This window comes from Phyllobacterium sp. 21LDTY02-6 (genome assembly GCF_023554255.2).
Classification (GTDB): domain Bacteria; phylum Pseudomonadota; class Alphaproteobacteria; order Rhizobiales; family Rhizobiaceae; genus Phyllobacterium.
The window spans coordinates 491,921-509,342 of the sequence record NZ_JAMJWD020000001.1 but is presented as its reverse complement, the minus strand read 5'-3'; the positions used below and the strand labels follow the sequence as shown (position 1 = coordinate 509,342).

The window sequence follows — 17,422 nt, the reverse complement described above, 5'->3', positions numbered from 1 at the left end:
GCCTCGGGCCTTTTCAGATAGGGATGACCGGTCACAACAGACCGGCAAGAATAGTCGAAAATATGGCCGCGTGGCTATCTCCCCACGGTGATTTGATCGGCCCGCGACCGAACGGGACCTGTCGGCGGGCTAGCCCCTGGCAAACCAGACGACCGCGACGCCGATCGCGATCGAGGCCACGCCCGCCATCCGCAGGAACGTGTCGGGCTGCTCGCTGACATCTCTCGCCACCCGCTTCGCCATGATGGGGAAGCATCCGTAGAGCAGTCCCTCGAAAACGAGGAACAGCCCTACGGCGTCCAGAAAATCCGTCATGTCTCCCGCCCCTTACTGAGCAGGAGCAGGAGCGGCGGGACGCGCCGGTGCGGCACCGGCTGCCGGCGGAACGGCCCCGGCCGCGCCCTGGAAGTAGCGGAAGAATTCCGAGTTCGGCGACAATACCATCGTCGTACCGGAATTCTCCAGGGCGGCGCTATAGGCCGACATGGAACGGTAGAACGTGAAGAAGTCGGGGTCCTTCGAGAAGACTTCGGCGAAGATGCGGTTGCGCTCGCCTTCACCCTGGCCGCGGATGATCTCGGATTCCTTGCGCGCCTCGGCCACGATCTCGACGACCTGGCGGTCGGCGATTGCCTTGATGCGCTGGGCCGCTTCACGTCCGCGCGCCCGGAGACGCTCGGCTTCCGCCAGGCGCTCCGCCTTCATGCGCTCGAAGGTCTGCTGCGACACTTCCTGCGTCAGGTCGGTGCGCCGGATACGAACGTCGGTGATCTGAAGGCCGAGCGATTCCGAATCCGGACGCAGCTGTTCGCGTACTTCGCGCATCATGCCGGCGCGCTCGTCTGACAATGCCGCCTCGAAGCCGCGCAGGCCGTATACACCGCGCAACGATGCGTCCAGGCGTGTGCGCAGCCGCGCCTCGGCAAGGGTGATGTCGCCGGAGACGGTCTGGCGGAACTTGCGCGGATCGGTGATGCGATAGACGAGGAAGGCATCGACCTCGTAGAACTTGCCGCCCGAAACCTGGACACGGATATTGTCGAGCTCGAAGCTGAGCAGGCGATCCTCGATCCACTGGACATTGTCCGCTTCAAGGAAGCTGAACGGCAGTTTGAAATAGATGCCGGGGTCGGTTTTCACATCGACGATTTCACCGAAACGCAGGACGATGGCCTGCTGGCCGGCCTTGACCACGAAAACGGAGGCGTAGACGAGCAGGCCGAGAAGAACGACGATGCCTGCAATGAAAGGGAGACGGTTCTGGTTCATCACTGTGCTCCCTTTGCGGAGTTCTGTTGCCTGCTCAGCTCGGGCAATGGCAGATAGGGAACGACGCCCTGCCCGTTCTGATCGACGATCACCTTGGTGGAATCCTTCAGCACACGCTCCATGGTCTCAAGGTAAAGGCGCTGGCGCGTAACGTCCGGTGCCTTGACATATTCATCGTAAACCGAGGTGAAGCGCTGGGCCTCACCGGCCGCCTCCTGGACGATACGGTTCTTGTAGGCGGCGGCATCTTCGCGAATCTGCGCGCCCTGCCCGCGAGCTTCACCCAGCTTCTGGTTCGAATACTGGTTCGACTCTTCGACAAACCTGTCTTCGTCCTGCTCGGCACGCTGGACTTCGTCGAAGGCATCCGCCACTTCGCGCGGCGGCGCGGCATCCTCGATGGAAACGGCGTTGATCGCGACGCCTGAGCGATACTCGTCCAGCGTGCGCTGGATGATCGCCCGCACGTCATTGGCTATGCCGGCACGGTTGTCGCGGAAAATATCCTGCGCAGGGCTGCGTCCGACGATCTCGCGCATGGCGCTTTCGGATACCTGCTGGACGAGGTTTTCCGGATTTTCCACGTGGAATAGATAGGAAACGGGATCGGAAATGCGATAAAGCACCGAGAACTGCACGTCGACGATATTCTGGTCGCCCGACAGCATCAGGCCCTCTTTCGCGCCCCTTGTTCCCTGGCCGCCGATATTCTTCTGCTTCTCGACGATTTCGACCTTTTCATAGGTCTCGATGGGCCAGAGATGGAAATGCAATCCGGGCTCGGCGATATCAGGCTTCGGCTTGCCGAAGCGAAGCTCCACCGCGCGCTCGTCCGGCTGCACGGTATAGACGGACTGGAAGATCCAGAAGGCGACCAGCGCGAGGACGCCGACGATCCATATTGCCGGGCTTCCGCCGGTGCCGCCGGGAATGGCCTGGCGCAGACGGTCCTGGCCGCGCCTGAAAATATCTTCGAGATCGGGAGGCGTCTTGCCTCCGCCGCCGCCCTGGGGTTTCTGGCCCCACGGGCCACCGCCTCCACCATTATTGTTTCCGCCGCCACCCCATGGGCCGCCGCCACCGTTCTGATTACTCCAGGGCATTCCTACCTCTTAATTTGAACGAAAAGCGCCACCCCGTGGCCTCCCCTCGCTGGTCCGATCACCCGTTTATAGGGATCGCAGGACGCGCTTTCAACGCGCGCCTTGGCATTTCGAAAGGTTTTACTGAAAAAACAAACGATTATCAGGCTCTATCACGATATTATCATATCAATGTCGACGGTGCGCGATCCCTTACCGACGCCGGTCATAGACCACGTGGCGCGTAGGATGGCTGTCCTTCTCGCCCGAGGGGAACTCCTCGCTCGATTTTTCTTCCCAGACGGCCGGATCGATGGGCGGGAAATGCACGTCGCCTTCAATATCGGCGAGAACCCAGGTCACATGCAGCCGATCGGCCCTGTTCAGGGCCTGCCTGAAGATTTCCCCGCCGCCGATGATGCAGATCTCGTTGACCCTGTCTGCCGCGGCATGGCTGCCGGCGACCAGCAACGCCTCGTCGATCGACCGCACCGCGATAACGCCCTCGACCGCGAAGCCGGTATCGCGCGTCACGACGATATTCGTCCGTCCCGGCAAGGGCCGTCCCAGCGATTCCCACGTTTTGCGCCCCATGATGATGGGCTTGCCCATCGTCGTGGCCTTGAAGCGCTTCAGGTCCGTGGAGAGGCGCCAGGGCAGATCGTTCTCTCGTCCAATAACGCCGTTCTGCGCGATCGCAACTACGAAACTGATCATTTCTGCCTGCCTGGTTCGATTGATCTCGAAGGCGGAGTTGTAGGCAATATGAAACCTGCCAACAAGCACGGAAGGACAAAAAAATAACGCGCCCCAAGGCGCGTCATCCAGCCGTCCGTACTTATAGGATCAGGCCGCCATCGCAGGGCGATCGAGCGACTTCTCCGCCGCCGCCCAAAATTCATTCCTTAGGCTGGCCAGGAATTGCAGTCGATGCCACCGATACGGGATCGCTCCCGGGGAACGTGTCTTCCAGTCCTTCCTGCAACTGCTCCTCCAGCGTTTCGGCATCTTCCGAACGGCCGGCGGTGCGGCGGGAAAGCTGGGTGACCTGGCTGAGCGATTCATCCGACACTTCGCGGATGAGGCCCACGGCCCGGCGCACGAGTTCGTCATGGTTTGGCTCGGCTTCGTCGGCACGCTTCAGTTTCACCTGGATGCGCGTGCCGTCCTCTGCGAGGAACTCGACCGTGTCCACATAGGCGGGCAAGCCGCCCCGTATGACCTCCACCTTCACGATTTTCATGGCAAACCTCGTCGCTGAACATTACGGACCTAAACTGCGCGCAGGCCGGATATGTTCCGTCGCCGTTCAACTATCGCTGGTCATTATACTGCGCCTTGGTCATGCCGACGCGCTTCGCCAATCCGCTGAACGACAATTCCAGGTCGGCGCCGCCTTCATTGGCGAGGCGCAGAAATCGTATGGGGAAGCACACCGCATCACGCTGCTGCGGCGCGAGGAGTTCGGCGAAGCGATCGTCGCCGGTCGCGCCCGCCTCCGCCCTGGCGAGGGCCCTATCCACTTCCGACTGGCTCACGAGACCTTTTTCGACGAGAAGTTCATTGAGCGATGCCAGGGCGAGGCAAAGGCCCTGCATCTGCAGATTTCCGGTGTCCATCCTATCCTCCAGGCTAAAACCGCGCTGGAACAGAAAGGCTCCGGGACGGTATTGGTTCCTTCCTTGCGAAAAACGGGGCCTTGCCCAATACTGGCGAATGAACCAGAACGGCAGTTCTGCGTTTAGACAGCGGGGCGCGCTCGCGCTCAATCTTTTCAGCGCAGGAGAATTCAAATGGAAGATGCACAAGTCGGCTGGTTCGCGGCAATCATCATCGGCGGCATCGCGGGATGGCTCGCGGAAATGTTCATGAAGAGCAATATGGGCATCATCATGAACATCATCCTCGGCATAGTCGGCGCGATCATAGCCAATGCCCTCTTGTCCTTCGTCGGCGTGGCGCTCTCGGGCTGGCTCGGCTATCTCGTCGCCGGTTTCATCGGAGCGTGTATCCTCATCGCGGCAGGCCGAATGATCCGGCGCTAGCGGAATGCGAAACATGCGCCGCCTCGCGCCGATGACGAAGCCGGGCGGCGCATGATGAAAATTGCCACTTTCAACATCAATGGCATCAATGGACGCCTCCCGGTCCTGCTGAAATGGCTTGAGGAAGCAGCGCCCGACGTCGTGTGTCTGCAGGAACTCAAGGCACAGCAAGACAACTTTCCCTTGCAAGCCATTGAAAAGGCTGGGTATGGCGCAATCTGGCATGGCCAGAAGAGCTGGAACGGCGTTGCAATTCTCGCCCGTGACGCCGAGCCGGTCGAAACGCGGCGCGGCCTGCCCGGCGATCCGGAAGACGTGCAAAGCCGCTATATCGAAGCTGCGGTCGGCGGTGTGCTGATCGGCAATATCTATCTGCCGAACGGCAATCCGGCTCCGGGTCCGAAATTCGATTACAAGCTGGCCTGGTTCAACCGGTTGCTTGCCCATGCCGGCGAGCTCTCTTCCATAGAGGCTCCCGTCGCGCTGGTCGGCGATTATAATGTCATGCCCACGGCGCTCGACGTCTACAAGCCCGAACGCTGGGAAGGCGACGCCCTGTTCCGGCCGGAAGTGCGATCCCTGTTCAAGGCGCTTGTCGACAGCGGCTGGACCGACGCCATACGCACGCTGCATCCGCAGGAGCAGATATTTACCTTCTGGGACTATTTCCGCAACGCGTGGGGACGCAATGCCGGGCTGCGGCTGGACCACTTCCTGCTCAATCCGACGCTCGCCAGATCCCTGCGGGCGGGAAATGTCGATCGGCACGTGCGCGGCTGGCCCAAGAGCAGCGACCACGCTCCGGTCTGGATAGAGGTGGATGTCGAGGCCTGACCGCGCCTAGACTGCGACCTCGGCGGCGATGGCGGGGTGCGGATCGTAGTCGACGACTTCAAAATCATCGATCCTGTAATCGTCGATCGACGCTGCCTGGCGCTTGAGGCGCATCTTCGGAAATGGCCGTGGCGTGCGCGACAGCTGCTCGCGCGCCTGATCGATATGATTGAGATAAAGATGAACGTCGCCACCCACCCAGACCAGCTCGCCAAGGTTCAGCCCCGCCTGCTGCGCTATCATGTGCTGCAAGGCGGCCGCGCCGGCGAGGTTGAACGGCGCGCCCAGCAGAAGGTCGCAGCTGCGCTGGAACATCAGGAGATTGAGGCGATCGCCATGCGAAACGTGGAACTGGTAGACCATGTGGCAGGGCGGCAGCGCCATATCCGAAAGTTCAGGCACGTTCCAGGCGTGGAACAACATCCTTCGGCTGGACGGATTGTTGCGAAGAGTCTCGATCAGGGTTGCGATCTGGTCGTAATCCTTGCCGTCGGCACCGCGCCAGCGCCGCCATTGCTTGCCGTAGACCGGCCCGAGCTCGCCCCATTCAGCGGCGAACTGGTCGTCTTCGACAATGCGCTTCTCGAATTCCGCCTGGGAAATGTCGCTATTGGTGGCCTTTCGATAGGCGGCCAGCGGCCAGTCGCTCCAGATCCGGACATTCTCCTTCAGCAGAGCCTGGATATTGGTGCCGCCCGTTAGGAACCAGAGCATCTCCTTCACCGCCAGCTTCCAGTAAACCTTCTTGGTGGTGAGGATCGGTGCGCTGCCATCCGAAAGGTCGAACCGCATCAGCGCGCCGAATGTGGAAAGCGTGCCGACGCCCGTGCGGTCCATGCGCTTGTCCCCCTTCTCGAGGATGAAGGACATGAGATCCAGATATTGCGATTCGGCATGATACATGGTTCGGCTCTCACTGGAGTTGGCGCTGACGCACTGACAAGGCGGTGTTAGACCGCCGGGCGCGCTGGGCACAAGTCAAACGAATCTCCAGCACAGTCTAGGCCACAGAAATCGTCTGCACCATCGCGGAACGGCAGATCCTCACCGATCAAACCCGGACAAACGAAAGCCCCGGTCGAGACCGGGGCCCGCAAAGCACCGTTACCGAATCGGCCTTAGATGCTGCCAAGCGCGCCGAGCGCCTTCGCCGTCAGGTAATAGAACGTCACGCGGCTCTTGCTGCGATCATCCTTCAGCGTTTCGCATACGGACTGGATTGCTGCATCCGCCTTGGTCTCATCGGTCAATCCGAGCTTCTTTTCCACCCAGTTTGTACGCACGCGCTTAAGCTCGTCAGGATCCGAACAGGATACAAGCGACGAATCACGGTTGCGCAGCGCGATACCGAGGTGCTTGACGATTTTTTCGACCGTTGCTTCATCGGCCGCGGCATCATAGCGGCGAACATCGGTAAGATAGTCACTCATGGAATCATCCCCTGATTGTTAGGCGCAACTAGAGGTTGCCGCCTCCCTGACAATGCGGACACCGTCCAAAGCTCACAAGCTCCGTTCGACACCGCTGATACAGAGTGAAACATTCCTCAGCCGCATGCCCAAGTCAATGCACTCTTTTAATTCAGCGCGATAGTCCCTATATAGGTCGTGCCGGCTTCGGTCGGCTATGGCGATAAACGGACGATGCAATAAGCCCATTGGACCCGGGGGCGGTACCCGGCGCCTCCACCAAAATCCAGCACTCGGAGCTGCGTTTTGGCGGGGGCGAAATAGGATCGACAAGGGTGTAAAGATCGAACTTTTGCCCGGCATTGTACCACCGTTATCGGGCTAACTCAGTAGTTGCAAACGACAACTATGCGGAAGCACGTCTCGCCGCTTAATGCGGTGCGATAGCTTCAAATCAAGTCCTAGTGGTTCGCACTTCTAGGCGGGGTTCGGAGGCACCTGGCAACAGAAGCCTTCACTTTCCCCCTTTGCTTTTCCCATCTCCAGATTTTCATCGATCAGTCTGTCGGCGCTGCGCCGACATTCGTGCCATGCCGCAAGGCTGTGGCTCGGCCTTCCATAAGGAGACATCCGTGCAGAATCATCAACGTTTCACCATTCTCACCGGCGGCCCGGGATCGGGCAAAACGACATTGCTCGGCGAGCTTGCGCACAAGGGCCATGCGACAAGCAGCGAAGCCGGCCGCGCCATCATCCAGTACCACCAGGCCATAGGCGGCCCCGCCCTGCCCTGGAACGATCCGCTGCTGTTTGCCGAGCTGATGCTCGCATGGGAGTTGCGCTCGCATGCCACTGCGCCGGAAAGTCCGCAGCGCATCTACTTCGACCGCGGCGTTCCCGATGTCATCGGCTATCTCGGCCTTGTCGGAATCGCGGTCCCCGCTCATGTGAGACGGGCGGCGGAACTCTATCGGTATCACCGGACCGTGTTCATTCTTCCGCCGTGGAAGGAGATATTCGGCCAGGATACGGAGCGCAAACAGGATTTTGCCGACGCGGAACGCACCTATGAGGCAATGCTGCGCGCCTACCGCGATTGCGGCTATGATCTGGTCGAGGTGCCGCGGCTGCCGGTGGAAGAGCGCGCGGACTTCATCCTGAAACAAGGCGCTTGAAACAGAAGACCCGGAGCAAGCTCCGGGCCTTCCGCCTTCATCTGACTGGAGGATCAGATTTCTCTATTCAGCGGGCGCACTCACTGCTGCCTCGCCGTGGCGGCCAACCGCCAGATGGGTGATCGCGAACGCAATGACCGCACACAGGGCTATGCCCATGATCATTGGTAGCGGCGTACCGTTAAAAAACAGCGATGCAATGACCATCGCCACGATGGAAACGACGAATTGCAGCGTTCCCATCAGGGCGGAGGCCGATCCGGCAATCTCGCCATGATCCTCGAGCGCCAGGACGCCTGTCGTCGGAATGACAAGGCCGAGGCAGCCGTAACCGACGAAGAGGAACGCCGCCATGACCCATAGCTGCGGGAAGCCCGTGCTCATCACCAGAACCATGGCAGCCATGGACAGGCCAAAGCCGGCAACCGCCATCCGCATCACGCGCAGCAGGCCGTAGCGGCTGCCGAGCCATCCGGTCATTTGCGATACGGCAAAGAACGAGACGGCATTGATGGAAAAGGCGAAACTATATTGCGTCGGGGTCAGGCCGTAATGGTCGATGAGGACGAAGGGGGAATTGGCGAGATAGACGAGGAAGCTCGAAATTCCGAATCCGCCGATAAAGGTGAGCGTGAGGAAGTTCCGGTCGCGCAGCAGGAGTGCATATGCCGACAGGGCGCTGCCGAGGCTGCTTTCGGTCCGCGCCTGTTTCGGGCGGGTTTCCTCAAGCTGGGTCGCAAGCAGGATCAGTCCGATCAGGGCTGCGATCATCACCGCCCAGAACACACCGCGCCAGCCGAAGAAATGAATGACGCCGCTGCCGGTCAGGGGCGCGAGAATCGGCGAGATGCTGAAAACCAGCATCAGCAGCGACATCAGGCGGGCAGCCTGCACGCCGGTGTGCATGTCGCGGACGACGGCGCGCGGAATGACCATGCCCGCAGCACCGCCGATGCCTTGCAGGAACCGGAAGGCGATGAGCATCTCGACACTGGTGGCAAGGGCGCAACCGATGCTGGCCACGGTGAACAATCCGATGCCGAGATAGAGCGGAAGCTTGCGCCCCCACATATCCGAAAGCGGTCCATAGACGATCTGGAACAGCGCGAAGGACAGGAAGAAGGCGAGCAGGCTCATCTGCACCGCGCCCTCGTCCGCCATCAGGTCCTGGCCGATGAACGGCAATGCCGGGAGATACATGTCGATCGCGAAAGGTCCGATCGCCGACAGCAATCCGAGAATTATCGCATAGCGCAGAAAGGACGGACTCATAGCGATGCTCTTTCACGAATCTCGAAGTTCAGAACTGCCGAATTTTAAGTTTGGGCTGCCGGCGAAAGCTTGGGAGGACGGTGCCGACAGCGAAAGAGGCCTGTCCATTAACTTGGACAGTGATGTAAAACTAGACACTATTGTCTAAGACGTCAAGACATCATATCCTGCTCTCATGACAGATAATTCAGTATCGCCACCGAGAACGATCACCCACACGCAGCGTGGTCACTGTGCGAAACGTTTATCGATTCTGGATGCCGCCGCCGCCGTTTTTTGCCGAAAGGGCTTCGCGGGAGCGAGTATCGACGAGATTGCCATGGAAGCCTGCGTGTCTCGGCAGACTATATACAACCACTACCGCGAAAAGGAAATATTGTTCACGGCCGTCGTCGAAGATGTGATGGACCGTGCCAATGCCATGCTGTTCTCGACCCTGTCGAGTTTCCCCGACAAGCCCGACCGGCTCGAGGACGAACTGGCGGACTTCGCGGTAAGGTTGAGCGCAAATTGTTTGTGCAATCAGGATGGCAAGTTTCTCCGCAAGCTCGTCCTGTCGGAAGGCGAGCACTATCCGCATCTCTTCGAGGCGTGGCGGAGACAGGGACCGGCCAAGATCGCGACGGCGCTCGGCATGATATTCGCCCGGCTCACGCGCCAGGGCCTGCTGGAGATCGACGATTTCGACCTGGCGGCACGGCAATTCCTCGCTCTGGTCAATGCCGACCTGCAAATGGCGACGCTCTTTGGCGGCAAGCCGACGGAGGAGGAACTCGCAACGGCCGCGCGCAATGCCGCCCGTACCTTCCTCAAAGCCTATTCATCCGTCCGCTCCCCCCAGGAAACCGCCGTGCAGGAGCCGGCCTGAAAACACGCCCAGTGGCTTGAAGTCGCAGCATTTTCCGGTTTTCGGCAGCAAACGGTCCGGCAAAAACGGGACCAGTGGCTGACAATCGGTCGCAATTGCGTTAGCCATGCGCCATAATAGCGAAATACGGTTGCCGGCCCGCTTGACATGCGGGGGTGAATCCATGGGATAAGAGCGCATGCCACAAGATTTGATCCGATACGATATACTTGCCCAGGAAGCACTGCGGGGCGTGATCCGCAAGGTGCTCGGCGAAGTCGCCAAGGCGGGATTGCCGGGCAATCATCATTTCTTTGTCACGTTCCTCACCAGCGCGCCGGGCGTGCGCATCTCCTCGCGCCTGCATGAGAAATATCCCGAGCAGATGACGATCGTGCTTCAGCACCAGTTCTGGGACATGCAGGTCACGGAGACGCAGTTCGAGGTCGGTCTGTCCTTCGGCGACGTACCGGAACGGCTGGTCGTGCCGTTTTCGGCGATTCGCGGCTTCTACGATCCCTCCGTCAATTTCGAGCTCGAATTCGACGTCGAGATTCAGGAGACCGTGGGCGATAATGACCAGGGCATCACGAGCATTGGACCGGTAGAGACGCCGGAGGGGACAAAGCTGCCCTCCGCGAGCGCCAAGCCGAAGCCGGCCGCCAAAACTGGCAAGAAGCCCGCAAAGGCTACCGAAAAGCAGGAGCCGGGCGAAGAAAGTGAATCGAAATCATCGGCTTCCGTGGTCTCGCTCGACTCGTTCCGCAAGAAAAAATAGGCTGGCGCATGGCTGAGATCGTCAATCTCCGGCAGGCCAGGAAGCGCCGCGAGAAGGCGGCCAGGGAGCAGGCGGCAGCGGAAAACCGCGTCGTCTTCGGCCAGACCAAGGCGGAGAAGCGCCTGCGGGCGACCTTGGCGCAAAAGGACGAGAAGTTTCTCGACGACAGCCGCCGCGAGCGGCCCGATGCCGGCAAGGACGCCGACAAGGACGCTGGCAGGGACGCCGACAAGGACGATGCGTGAGTGACGTCCGCAAGCGGTCGGTGACGATCAACGGCCACCGCACCAGCTTTTCCCTTGAAGACCCCTTCTACGACATCATCATCGCCATTGCCCGTCAGCGCCAGGCGACGCTGGCGCAGATCATTGCCGAGGTCGATGCGGAACGCAGCCCTTCGTCCAATCTTTCCTCGGCCCTGCGCATCCACGCGCTCGAATGGGTGATGAACGGGCCGCGCGCCGAAAAATAGTTCGGCACCGGTGTAGGAGCGGCACCCGACGCTTCGTCTTTCAATCGATATCGCCATTCATATCGAAAGGAAGCGAGCATGCCAGCCAATCAGAAGATTACGCCCTGCCTCTGGTTCAGCGGAAACGCCGATGAAGCCATGGCGTTCTATTTTTCCGTCTTCAAGGACGGCGAGATCATCAGCAGCACCTATTGGAAGCGTGGCGCCAATGCACCGGAACTGTCGCTCCTGACAGCCAAGTTCCGGATGGCGGGGCAGGAATTCATCGCCCTCAATGGCGGTTCGGAATTCCGCTTCACCGAGGCGATCTCGTTGACGATCGATTGCAAGGACCAGCGGGAGGTCGATGAACTGACGCAGAAACTGACCGCAGATGGCGGTGAGGTCGGCCCTTGCGGCTGGCTCAAGGACAAATACGGGCTTTCATGGCAGATCGTTCCGTCCGGGCTGATGGATATGCTGCGGGATGCCGATCAGGAGAAGGTGGAGCGCGTGATGGATGCCGTCATGGATATGAGAAAGCTGGACCTGGCCAAGCTCGAAGCCGCCTATGCGGGTCGCTGATCGATCAGGGCGCCGGCTCGAGCGACTTCAGGAACTCCTCCACCGAGCGCTGGTCGATGGCCCCGCCGGTGGAGCGCTCGCCTTGCGCTGGCGCCGCCGGATTTGACTGCTGCTGCGCCCGGCGAGCGGCTTCTTCGGCCGCTTTCCGCTCCGCTTCCTTCCGCTCGGCCGCTTCGCGCTCGACTTTCAGGCGAGCCTCCTCTGCCAGCCGCACCCGTTCGTCGGCGCGGAACTGGAACAATTGCACTTCCCGCCGCAGGCGCTGCTTCTCCATCAGCGAAGCCTGGAGCGTCTCTACCCGCTGCTGTTCGCGCTCAAGCGCCCGCTGCGTCAGGAATTGCTCGAGCGGCTGGCGGTTCAGGTTTGCCGCCGCATCGCCCCAGGGCCCGAGCAGCGCAAATTCCACTTCGGGATCGGCACCCACCACGACGGACTTGCCGGGATCGAAACTGATCTTGCCCTTCGAAGCCACCGACATGTCGTCGAGATTGACCCGCAGATCACCGGTCAGGCTGGCGCCATCGCCCTTCAGCTGAAAGCTCGAGGTCCGGGCGATGCCGCCGGCGATCGTATAGGCTATCTCCGTCTGGGGAACCGTGAGTACGCCTGCATGCAGATGCTTGTTGATCGTCGCTTCGACCGCATCCGGCGTCACCGGCCCCTCGATGCCGTCAATATCGGCAAGGATCGGTTGCAAAGCGGCCGGATTGATCGCGTTGATCGTAAGATCGTTGATTGTCACCGCGCCCGACCCGGCAACCGAGCCCATGAGCTCGGCAAGCGTCTGGCCGGTAGCATTTATCGAGGCCGAAAGCCGCGCCTGGCCCTTCACCGGCGGGTTATTGCGTCGATAGAGATGATCGAGCGCCGCCTGATCGAGCGTGAACTGCGCCGTCGCGAGCCCTGTGCCGCTCGTGTTGCGCAGTTCGAACATCCCCGTCAGCTTGCCGCCGAACAGCTCGCCATTGGTATTCTCGAAACGCAGCGATCCATCCTTGACGAACGCGGTCGCAGCGAAATTCCTGATCGGCCCCAATGCGCCCGCATCCGCCTCGTCAATGGCCAGCGCAACATTGAGATTGGCGGGAAAGAGCGCCCCGGCAGCAAATGCCTGGCGCGGCCATTCCTCTTCGCTGCCACCGGCTGTCGTGCCGATGCCAAGGATGAATTGCGCCATGGAATCAAGATCCAGCGTCGCCAGCTTGGCGCTGCCTTCGATATTGGGGACGCCCTGGTCTATCGACGCGGAGAGCCGCGCCGTCACCTTTCCGTCATTGACCTGGCCGCTCAGATCCGGAAGCGTCAGCTTGCCATTGGCGAGCTGGAAGCTGCTGGCAAGATCGACAGGCGTGCCATTGCCGAATCCCGGCAGTGAGTAGCCCGTGGTCGCGAGATACGGATCGATGTCGTCGACCTTGACCGATGCGCGCCCCTCGCCGCTCATGGCGTCTCCCGTCTGCCTGAAACTGCCATCGACCAGCGCGCGGCCACCCGGCCCTTTCAACGAGACCTGCGTCTGCAGCCCGCTTTTCTCATCGCCTTTCAGCGCAAGATCGGCCTCGAGCTCTCCCGCAAGTCCAAGTGGAAGCGCCGGCAGGCCGAGCAGCGCCATCAGGTTTTCAGCCTGGCCCGACCGTCCGTTCATCGTCAGTTCGAGCGTGCGCGGCTGATTGGCGGCCGTTGCAGCCGTGCCTGAGAAATTGAGCGTCATTCCGCCGGAGTTTCCGGCGGCGCTGAAGGAAAACTCTTCCCTGCCGCTGTCGCCTTTCAGCGTATTGGCGAGCAGGCTGAGTTGCGTATCGCTGAACAGCCCCGGAAACCGGGCCGAATGCCGGTTCAGCGTCTGCAGGAATGGAAAGGATGGAAATCGCTGCCCAAGCGTCGATAGCAGCGGAGCAAGATCATCCGAAAGTATGGTGGCGTCGATCGAACCGGATGGCTCCGCCTTGAACGGCTCCACCCTGCCCGTCGCCGTGATCGTCGCTCCGGCGACATTGCTGATCGTCAGGCGATCGATGTCGAATGCGCCCTCACGCACCCTGAACGCCGTATCCAGACTTTCCGCCTTGAGCCCTTCAGCCGCGACCGGTCCGATCTTGAGCGAGACGTCCAGATCCTGGCCCTGAAGTTGCGGCCGGTCGCCGCTGCCAAACAATGATGAAAACGCGCGCAGTGCATCCGCATCAAGCGCGCCACCCTCCAGCTTGAGCTGGGTAAGCGGCATGGATGCGCCCTTGGCGCTGCGAACGAGCGAACCCTTGAGCGAGGCCCCGCCGAGCGCCACTTCCAGATTGTCGACCTTTTGCAGGTCCTCATGCAGGCTGACCTTGCCGGAAAGACCGGCCCCCGCAAGCCGCCTTATGGCCTCGTCCACCGAATCGGTCAGCCACGCCGCAAGGCCGGAAGGCTGCCGCGACGCGATCAGAAGATCGCCGTCAAAGCCGAAATTCTGCCCGACCTGCAGCGTTCCCTTGGCCTCGAACTGCGTTCTTCCCGGCAGTTCGGCCCGAAGCTGGTTGATCAGCCAATTGCCGCCGGAGGGCGCAGCGTCGACCGTGACGGACCGGATGGTGGTATCGCCCGCAACGATGGCCGGCAGATTGAGATCGATCTTTCCGGGCACGGTCGGAACGGGCAGCTGGTCCATGAGACGCCGGAAAACACTGAGCCTTTCGCTCAATACTTGCGGGCGAGGCGTCGTGTTCTCTTCCGTGCCATTGCCGAACGTCACCTGTTGACCGTCGGCCTTGATTTCGAAACGGGGATCCCGGCCATAGTCGAACAAGGCGTTGCCGGTGATCCGGTAGGGATCATCCGCCTTCCCCTGCTCCATCTGGAATTCCGGTATGCTGATCTTCGCATGATCGGCTTCGAACCGGCCATTGACGCGCACGCTGGCGAGCAGCGGCGGCTCTGCCGGCGTGCGGCTCGTTACGGCAGCGGGCGCCGTCGCGGCAGCGGGCGTCGGCGCGGCATCCGCCGAACGGAGATTGATCGTCCCCCCGTATTTGAGGCCCTGGTTCTCCAGCACCAATTGCCCGTCGGTCTCGACCGTAACCGGCATGTCGTCGGGGACCACGCGCGTGCGCAACTGCATGCTTCCATCGGGCTTCGCCTGCCCGGTCGAGGCGGTCATGGACAGTTTTCGGCCGTTGAAGAACAGCGTTCCGCCGAACTTCCATGGCCCGGAAAGATCGGTGGCCGACAACGTCGCATCGACATTGCTGATCGTGCGCGTGGTCGATGTCGACTGGTCGCGGATGATGACGGCGCCGTCGGTGATGCGCATGTTTTCCAGCTTGACCTGCGCGGAGCCGAATGGGCTGCTCGGCCGGATCGTCCAGTCGAACCGGCCCTCTTCGTCGATGCGCACCACCGCCGAGGGCTTTTCGACCCGCATGTCGAAGATCAGCACTTCGCCGCGCAGGAAGGGCGCGAGTTCCGCATCCATCGAGAACTTCTCGATGGTCATCAGCGGCTCGCTTCCCGGCTCGCCTACCCGCACATCCGAAAATGTCACCGACGGGAACGGCAAAAGCCGCGCATTGGCCGTGCCGGCCACTGTGACAGGCCGCCCCAGCAGCGCCGACGCTTCGCGCTCGAAGGCAGAGCGATAACCCGCCCAATCGACGAAATAGGGCACCACCAACGCCGCCGTCAGCAGAACTACCAGTAGCCCACCGATGAATACAAACAGACGCGCCAGTGTCTCACTCCGATTATTCCAGCCTGATCATGCAGCCACAATGCTCGCATGAGCAGGTGGCAACAATTTGCATCAGCAAGCCGATTCAAATTCTGAACCTATAGCCGTAAGATCTTGCCCGGATTCATGATATTGCCCGGATCGATCGCCCGCTTGATCGTTTCCATCACATCCACCGCCCCGCCAAGCTCGGCGCGCAGGAACTTGATCTTGCCCTGTCCGATGCCATGCTCGCCCGTGCAGGTGCCGTCCATCGCGATGGCCCGCAGGTTGAGCCGCTCGACGAAGGCCTCGACATTCTCGATCTCCCGCGGGTTGTTCTCGTCGAAAAGCACCAGGACATGGAAGTTTCCATCCCCCGCATGCCCGACGATCGGCGCGATCAGGCCGCTGCTCTCGATGTCCTTTTCCGTCTCCACGATACATTCGGCAAGGCGCGAAATCGGCACGCAGACATCCGTCGACAGCGATTGCTTGCCCGGGGCAAGCGTCATGCAGGCAAAATAGGAATTGTGCCGCGCAGACCAGAGTTTCTCGCGCTCCTCGGCATTCGCCGTCCACCGGAACTCGCCGCCGCCATTGGCAGCCGCGATCTCGCCGAACATCTCCGCCTGTTCGGCGACGCTGGTATCGCTGCCATGGAATTCGAGGAAGAGATAGGGCGCCGGCGCGTAGTCCAGCTTCGAATAGGCGATCATCGCCTTCATTTCGAGTTCGTTGACGAGTTCGATGCGCGCTACCGGAATACCCATCTGGATGGTCTCGATAACGGTGTTGCACGCGCTTTCAAGGTTCGGGAACGGGCATATCCCGCCGGAAATCGCCTGGGGAATGCCATAGAGCTTCAAGGTGAGCTCCGTGATGATGCCGAGTGTCCCCTCGGAGCCGACGAGCAAGCGGGTCAGATCATAGCCCGCCGAGGTCTTCTTCACGCGTTTCGACGTGGTGATCAGCCGCCCGTCCGGCATGACCGCCTTCAGCGCCAGCACGTTCTCGCGCATGGTGCCGTAGCGAACCGCATTGGTGCCGGAGGCGCGCGTCGCCGCCATGCCGCCAAGGCTCGCATTGGCACCGGGGTCGATCGGGAAGAAGAGCCCCGTATCGCGCAGATATTCATTGAGCTCCTTGCGGGTCACGCCGGGCTCGACGACCACGTTCAGATCCTCGGCATGCACCTTGAGAATCCGGTTCATGCGGGACATGTCGATGCAGATGCCGCCGGCGGGTGCATTGACCTGCCCTTCGAGCGACGTACCCGTTCCGAATGCGATGACCGGAACCTGCCATTCGCCACAAAGCCGGACGACTTCCTGCACATCCTCGGCCGATTGCGCGAAAACCACGAGGTCTGGCGCCTGATTGGGCACATAGCTGGTCGTATGGGCGTGCTGCTGACGAATTGCCTGGCCGCCTTGCGCACTGTCTCCAAAGCGTTTCTTCAGTATCGAAACAACGGTCGCGATGCCGTTTTCGTTGCGCAGCAATGCACCTGCGTCTGCCAATGCCATTCCGGTCTCCGAATTCAACGAGATATGTTTTTACAGGGGCGCATTTTCGAGGAATGCACACAACTTGTCCAGTTGTAACTCAGTGTGAGCCGGCCTCAGGCGTCGTCATCCTCATCTTCGTCCGGATGCCAGTCCGTGACCGCGACGAAGCGCTCCTGTTCGCCCGTCTTCTCGAAGACGCTGCCGAAGGGCGAATCCAGCAGGGGTATGATGCTGGGATCGTAGTTGGCGATGGTATTGACGTCGAATATCCCGCTATTGGCAGGGTCTTCCATGTAGTCGTCGCTCTCGAATCCGGAAAGAAAGCGCCAGCCGCTATCCTGCTCATTGTCCGGATATTCGCGGTACATGAACCGTACCGGGTAGCCGTCGATCGTGATCGTGTCGGTGGCGATGCAGCCGCCATAGTTCCGGATCAATGGCCGAATTTCGGACTTGGTGAGTCGGTAACTTTTCTCCAT

At 60.8% G+C, this 17,422-nt stretch carries 20 protein-coding genes and 1 other RNA gene; 9 read left to right on the top strand and 12 right to left on the bottom strand.

Annotated features, from left to right (window positions below; translation table 11 throughout):
• Positions 1 to 129: 129 nt before the first annotated feature.
• From M8997_RS02390 to M8997_RS02365, 6 genes are all read right to left on the bottom strand, one after another.
• Positions 130 to 315, bottom strand: a complete 186-nt coding sequence (locus M8997_RS02390; RefSeq protein ID WP_250013300.1) for a DUF2065 family protein — start codon at positions 313 to 315, stop codon at positions 130 to 132.
• Between the two features lie 12 nt (positions 316 to 327).
• A complete protein-coding gene (gene hflC, locus M8997_RS02385) occupies positions 328 to 1,269 on the bottom strand; it encodes a protease modulator HflC (RefSeq protein WP_250013299.1) in 942 nt (313 codons plus the stop codon).
• On the bottom strand, positions 1,269 to 2,372 hold the full coding sequence (hflK, locus tag M8997_RS02380; protein ID WP_250013298.1) for an FtsH protease activity modulator HflK: 1,104 nt from the start codon (positions 2,370 to 2,372) through the stop codon (positions 1,269 to 1,271). The genes hflC and hflK overlap by 1 nt, the downstream gene beginning before the upstream one ends.
• Before the next feature lie 192 nt (positions 2,373 to 2,564).
• Positions 2,565 to 3,068, bottom strand: coding sequence for a dihydrofolate reductase (locus M8997_RS02375; protein ID WP_250013297.1), 504 nt, complete (start codon positions 3,066 to 3,068; stop codon positions 2,565 to 2,567).
• Positions 3,069 to 3,249: 181 nt separating this feature from the next.
• Entirely contained in the window at positions 3,250 to 3,594 is a 345-nt protein-coding gene (locus M8997_RS02370) for a hypothetical protein (RefSeq protein ID WP_250013296.1), read from the bottom strand.
• Between the two features lie 70 nt (positions 3,595 to 3,664).
• Positions 3,665 to 3,970: a nitrile hydratase subunit alpha gene (locus M8997_RS02365; RefSeq protein WP_250013295.1), complete on the bottom strand. Its 306-nt coding sequence runs from the start codon at positions 3,968 to 3,970 to the stop codon at positions 3,665 to 3,667.
• A gap of 174 nt (positions 3,971 to 4,144) precedes the next feature.
• On the opposite strand from M8997_RS02365, the gene M8997_RS02360 reads away from it, so the two are divergent.
• Together M8997_RS02360 and xth are read left to right on the top strand one after the other, a co-directional pair.
• Positions 4,145 to 4,396 carry a GlsB/YeaQ/YmgE family stress response membrane protein gene (locus tag M8997_RS02360; protein WP_250013293.1) on the top strand — a complete coding sequence of 84 codons (252 nt, stop codon included), beginning with the start codon at positions 4,145 to 4,147 and terminating at the stop codon, positions 4,394 to 4,396.
• Between the two features lie 54 nt (positions 4,397 to 4,450).
• Positions 4,451 to 5,230 (top strand): exodeoxyribonuclease III, encoded by a 780-nt coding sequence (gene xth, locus M8997_RS02355; RefSeq protein WP_250013291.1) that lies wholly within the window; start codon positions 4,451 to 4,453, stop codon positions 5,228 to 5,230.
• 6 nt (positions 5,231 to 5,236) lie between these two features.
• On the opposite strand, the gene thyA is transcribed toward xth, so the two are convergent.
• Together thyA and M8997_RS02345 are read right to left on the bottom strand one after the other, a co-directional pair.
• Positions 5,237 to 6,133 carry a thymidylate synthase gene (gene thyA, locus M8997_RS02350; protein ID WP_250013290.1) on the bottom strand — a complete coding sequence of 299 codons (897 nt, stop codon included), beginning with the start codon at positions 6,131 to 6,133 and terminating at the stop codon, positions 5,237 to 5,239.
• Positions 6,134 to 6,348: 215 nt separating this feature from the next.
• Positions 6,349 to 6,660 (bottom strand): DUF2853 family protein, encoded by a 312-nt coding sequence (locus tag M8997_RS02345; protein ID WP_250013289.1) that lies wholly within the window; start codon positions 6,658 to 6,660, stop codon positions 6,349 to 6,351.
• Positions 6,661 to 6,800: 140 nt separating this feature from the next.
• On the opposite strand from M8997_RS02345, the gene ssrA reads away from it, so the two are divergent.
• Positions 6,801 to 7,158: a transfer-messenger RNA gene (ssrA, locus tag M8997_RS02340) on the top strand.
• A 71-nt stretch (positions 7,159 to 7,229) separates the two neighbouring features.
• On the top strand, positions 7,230 to 7,814 hold the full coding sequence (locus M8997_RS02335) for an AAA family ATPase (RefSeq protein WP_250013288.1): 585 nt from the start codon (positions 7,230 to 7,232) through the stop codon (positions 7,812 to 7,814).
• Positions 7,815 to 7,877: 63 nt separating this feature from the next.
• On the opposite strand, the gene M8997_RS02330 is transcribed toward M8997_RS02335, so the two are convergent.
• The gene (locus tag M8997_RS02330; RefSeq protein WP_250013287.1) at positions 7,878 to 9,086 is read right to left on the bottom strand and encodes a multidrug effflux MFS transporter; all 1,209 of its coding nucleotides are present in this window, start codon (positions 9,084 to 9,086) and stop codon (positions 7,878 to 7,880) included.
• A gap of 175 nt (positions 9,087 to 9,261) precedes the next feature.
• Here M8997_RS02330 and M8997_RS02325 point away from each other — a divergent pair, with 175 nt between their 5' ends.
• From M8997_RS02325 to M8997_RS02305, 5 genes are all read left to right on the top strand, one after another.
• Positions 9,262 to 9,954, top strand: coding sequence for a TetR/AcrR family transcriptional regulator (locus M8997_RS02325; protein WP_250013286.1), 693 nt, complete (start codon positions 9,262 to 9,264; stop codon positions 9,952 to 9,954).
• A 178-nt stretch (positions 9,955 to 10,132) separates the two neighbouring features.
• On the top strand, positions 10,133 to 10,711 hold the full coding sequence (locus M8997_RS02320; protein ID WP_250013284.1) for an SspB family protein: 579 nt from the start codon (positions 10,133 to 10,135) through the stop codon (positions 10,709 to 10,711).
• Between the two features lie 8 nt (positions 10,712 to 10,719).
• A complete protein-coding gene (locus M8997_RS02315; RefSeq protein ID WP_250013281.1) occupies positions 10,720 to 10,956 on the top strand; it encodes a DUF4169 family protein in 237 nt (78 codons plus the stop codon).
• Entirely contained in the window at positions 10,953 to 11,183 is a 231-nt protein-coding gene (locus tag M8997_RS02310) for a ribbon-helix-helix domain-containing protein (RefSeq protein ID WP_250013278.1), read from the top strand. Before M8997_RS02315 ends, M8997_RS02310 begins: the two co-directional genes overlap by 4 nt.
• 78 nt (positions 11,184 to 11,261) lie before the next feature.
• Entirely contained in the window at positions 11,262 to 11,747 is a 486-nt protein-coding gene (locus tag M8997_RS02305) for a VOC family protein (RefSeq protein WP_250013276.1), read from the top strand.
• Positions 11,748 to 11,751: 4 nt separating this feature from the next.
• On the opposite strand, the gene M8997_RS02300 is transcribed toward M8997_RS02305, so the two are convergent.
• The 3 genes from M8997_RS02300 to M8997_RS02290 all read right to left on the bottom strand — a co-directional run bounded on the left by M8997_RS02300 (position 11,752) and on the right by M8997_RS02290 (position 17,422).
• Positions 11,752 to 15,432, bottom strand: coding sequence for an AsmA family protein (locus M8997_RS02300; RefSeq protein WP_371929505.1), 3,681 nt, complete (start codon positions 15,430 to 15,432; stop codon positions 11,752 to 11,754).
• 119 nt (positions 15,433 to 15,551) lie between these two features.
• A complete protein-coding gene (locus M8997_RS02295; RefSeq protein WP_250013272.1) occupies positions 15,552 to 16,961 on the bottom strand; it encodes an FAD-binding oxidoreductase in 1,410 nt (469 codons plus the stop codon).
• Between the two features lie 95 nt (positions 16,962 to 17,056).
• Positions 17,057 to 17,422 carry a DUF2185 domain-containing protein gene (locus M8997_RS02290; RefSeq protein ID WP_250013270.1) on the bottom strand — a complete coding sequence of 122 codons (366 nt, stop codon included), beginning with the start codon at positions 17,420 to 17,422 and terminating at the stop codon, positions 17,057 to 17,059.

Bases quoted from the DNA above. Each gene is read 5' to 3' on its own strand.
- M8997_RS02390 (WP_250013300.1), bottom strand. From the start codon at position 315: ATGACGGATTTTCTGGACGCCGTAGGGCTGTTCCTCGTTTTCGAGGGA.
- hflC (WP_250013299.1), bottom strand. From the start codon at position 1,269: ATGAACCAGAACCGTCTCCCTTTCATTGCAGGCATCGTCGTTCTTCTC.
- hflK (WP_250013298.1), bottom strand. From the start codon at position 2,372: ATGCCCTGGAGTAATCAGAACGGTGGCGGCGGCCCATGGGGTGGCGGC.
- M8997_RS02375 (WP_250013297.1), bottom strand. From the start codon at position 3,068: ATGATCAGTTTCGTAGTTGCGATCGCGCAGAACGGCGTTATTGGACGA.
- M8997_RS02370 (WP_250013296.1), bottom strand. From the start codon at position 3,594: ATGAAAATCGTGAAGGTGGAGGTCATACGGGGCGGCTTGCCCGCCTAT.
- M8997_RS02365 (WP_250013295.1), bottom strand. From the start codon at position 3,970: ATGGACACCGGAAATCTGCAGATGCAGGGCCTTTGCCTCGCCCTGGCA.
- M8997_RS02360 (WP_250013293.1), top strand. From the start codon at position 4,145: ATGGAAGATGCACAAGTCGGCTGGTTCGCGGCAATCATCATCGGCGGC.
- xth (WP_250013291.1), top strand. From the start codon at position 4,451: ATGAAAATTGCCACTTTCAACATCAATGGCATCAATGGACGCCTCCCG.
- thyA (WP_250013290.1), bottom strand. From the start codon at position 6,133: ATGTATCATGCCGAATCGCAATATCTGGATCTCATGTCCTTCATCCTC.
- M8997_RS02345 (WP_250013289.1), bottom strand. From the start codon at position 6,660: ATGAGTGACTATCTTACCGATGTTCGCCGCTATGATGCCGCGGCCGAT.
- M8997_RS02335 (WP_250013288.1), top strand. From the start codon at position 7,230: ATGCCGCAAGGCTGTGGCTCGGCCTTCCATAAGGAGACATCCGTGCAG.
- M8997_RS02330 (WP_250013287.1), bottom strand. From the start codon at position 9,086: ATGAGTCCGTCCTTTCTGCGCTATGCGATAATTCTCGGATTGCTGTCG.
- M8997_RS02325 (WP_250013286.1), top strand. From the start codon at position 9,262: ATGACAGATAATTCAGTATCGCCACCGAGAACGATCACCCACACGCAG.
- M8997_RS02320 (WP_250013284.1), top strand. From the start codon at position 10,133: ATGCCACAAGATTTGATCCGATACGATATACTTGCCCAGGAAGCACTG.
- M8997_RS02315 (WP_250013281.1), top strand. From the start codon at position 10,720: ATGGCTGAGATCGTCAATCTCCGGCAGGCCAGGAAGCGCCGCGAGAAG.
- M8997_RS02305 (WP_250013276.1), top strand. From the start codon at position 11,262: ATGCCAGCCAATCAGAAGATTACGCCCTGCCTCTGGTTCAGCGGAAAC.
- M8997_RS02295 (WP_250013272.1), bottom strand. From the start codon at position 16,961: ATGGCATTGGCAGACGCAGGTGCATTGCTGCGCAACGAAAACGGCATC.
- M8997_RS02290 (WP_250013270.1), bottom strand. From the start codon at position 17,422: ATGGAGAAAAGTTACCGACTCACCAAGTCCGAAATTCGGCCATTGATC.